Here is a 2,908-nt window from a genome sequence, read left to right as displayed (position 1 = left end):
CAACACAGTGGACGCGAGCAACTGAGGACAAGCCCTCGGCCTATTAGTACCAGTCACCTCCACGCCTTACGGCGCTTCCAGATCTGGCCTATCAACCCAGTCGTCTACTGGGAGCCTTAACCCCTCAAGGGGGTGGGAGTCCTCATCTCGAAGCAGGCTTCCCGCTTAGATGCTTTCAGCGGTTATCCCTCCCGAACGTAGCCAACCAGCCATGCCCTTGGCAGGACAACTGGCACACCAGAGGTTCGTCCGTCCCGGTCCTCTCGTACTAGGGACAGCCCTTCTCAAGACTCCTACGCGCACAGCGGATAGGGACCGAACTGTCTCACGACGTTCTAAACCCAGCTCGCGTACCGCTTTAATGGGCGAACAGCCCAACCCTTGGGACCGACTCCAGCCCCAGGATGCGACGAGCCGACATCGAGGTGCCAAACCATCCCGTCGATATGGACTCTTGGGGAAGATCAGCCTGTTATCCCCGGGGTACCTTTTATCCGTTGAGCGACGGCGCTTCCACAAGCCACCGCCGGATCACTAGTCCCGACTTTCGTCCCTGCTCGACCCGTCGGTCTCACAGTCAAGCTCCCTTGTGCACTTACACTCAACACCTGATTGCCAACCAGGCTGAGGGAACCTTTGGGCGCCTCCGTTACTCTTTGGGAGGCAACCGCCCCAGTTAAACTACCCATCAGACACTGTCCCTGATCCGGATCACGGACCCAGGTTAGACATCCAGCACGACCAGACTGGTATTTCAACGACGACTCCACACGGGCTGGCGCCCGCACTTCACAGTCTCCCAGCTATCCTACACAAGCCGAACCGAACACCAATATCAAACTGTAGTAAAGGTCCCGGGGTCTTTCCGTCCTGCTGCGCGAAACGAGCATCTTTACTCGTAGTGCAATTTCACCGGGCCTATGGTTGAGACAGTCGAGAAGTCGTTACGCCATTCGTGCAGGTCGGAACTTACCCGACAAGGAATTTCGCTACCTTAGGATGGTTATAGTTACCACCGCCGTTTACTGGCGCTTAAGTTCTCAGCTTCGCCAAGACGAATCTTGACTAACCGGTCCCCTTAACGTTCCAGCACCGGGCAGGCGTCAGTCCGTATACATCGCCTTACGGCTTCGCACGGACCTGTGTTTTTAGTAAACAGTCGCTTCTCGCTGGTCTCTGCGGCCACACCCAGCTCAGAGTGCAAGACTCATCACCAGACATGGCCCCCCTTCTCCCGAAGTTACGGGGGCATTTTGCCGAGTTCCTTAACCATAGTTCACCCGAACGCCTCGGTATTCTCTACCTGACCACCTGAGTCGGTTTAGGGTACGGGCCGCCATGAAACTCGCTAGAGGCTTTTCTCGACAGCATAGGATCATCCACTTCACCACAATCGGCTCGGCATCAGGTCTCAGACTGTGTGTCAGGCGGATTTGCCTACCTGACGTNGCCGCCATGAAACTCGCTAGAGGCTTTTCTCGACAGCATAGGATCATCCACTTCACCACAATCGGCTCGGCATCAGGTCTCAGCCACAAGTGCGACGGATTTGCCTATCGCACGGCCTACACCCTTACCCCGGGACAACCACCGCCCGGGATGGACTACCTTCCTGCGTCACCCCATCACTCACCTACTACAGGTCTGGTCCGTCGGCTCCACCACTCCCCTTTGCCCGAAGGCTCCGGGGCGGCTTCACGGACTTAGCATCGCCTGGTTCGATGTTTGACGCTTCACAGCGGGTACCGGAATATCAACCGGTTATCCATCGACTACGCCTGTCGGCCTCGCCTTAGGTCCCGACTTACCCTGGGCAGATCAGCTTGACCCAGGAACCCTTAGTCAATCGGCGCACACGTTTCTCACGTGTGTATCGCTACTCATGCCTGCATTCTCACTCGTGAACCGTCCACCACTGCCTTCCGGCGCGGCTTCACCCGGCACACGACGCTCCCCTACCCATCACAGCGGGCGTTGGCCCTCTTGCTGCAATGACACGACTTCGGCGGTACGCTTGAGCCCCGCTACATTGTCGGCGCGGAATCACTAGACCAGTGAGCTATTACGCACTCTTTCAAGGGTGGCTGCTTCTAAGCCAACCTCCTGGTTGTCTGTGCGACTCCACATCCTTTCCCACTTAGCGTACGCTTAGGGGCCTTAGTCGATGCTCTGGGCTGTTTCCCTCTCGACCATGGAGCTTATCCCCCACAGTCTCACTGCCGCGCTCTCACTTACCGGCATTCGGAGTTTGGCTAAGGTCAGTAACCCGGTAGGGCCCATCGCCTATCCAGTGCTCTACCTCCGGCAAGAAACACACGACGCTGCACCTAAATGCATTTCGGGGAGAACCAGCTATCACGGAGTTTGATTGGCCTTTCACCCCTAACCACAGGTCATCCCCCAGGTTTTCAACCCTGGTGGGTTCGGTCCTCCACGACCTCTTACAGCCGCTTCAACCTGCCCATGGCTAGATCACTCCGCTTCGGGTCTTGAGCGCGCTACTAAATCGCCCTATTCGGACTCGCTTTCGCTACGGCTTCCCCACACGGGTTAACCTCGCAACACACCGCAAACTCGCAGGCTCATTCTTCAAAAGGCACGCAGTCACGAGATGGAAGCAAGCTTCCATCCGACGCTCCCACGGCTTGTAGGCACACGGTTTCAGGTACTATTTCACTCCGCTCCCGCGGTACTTTTCACCATTCCCTCACGGTACTATCCGCTATCGGTCACCAGGGAATATTTAGGCTTAGCGGGTGGTCCCGCCAGATTCACACGGGATTTCTCGGGCCCCGTGCTACTTGGGTGTCTCTCAAACGAGCCGCTGACGTTTCGACTACGGGGGTCTTACCCTCTACGCCGGACCTTTCGCATGTCCTTCGCCTACATCAACGGTTTCTGACTCGTC

The 2,908-nt window shown here is 57.0% G+C and carries 1 rRNA gene; it reads right to left on the bottom strand.

Going from position 1 to position 2,908, the window contains the following annotated elements:
* Positions 1–23: 23 nt before the first annotated feature.
* Positions 24–2,908 (bottom strand): 23S ribosomal RNA (locus tag ABEB03_RS13655); the annotation flags it as partial.

Source organism: Streptomyces siamensis, from assembly GCF_039543605.1.
GTDB lineage: Bacteria > Actinomycetota > Actinomycetes > Streptomycetales > Streptomycetaceae > Streptomyces > Streptomyces siamensis.
The sequence above is the reverse complement of the archived record's forward strand: the minus strand, read 5'-3'. Positions and strand labels throughout refer to the sequence as shown.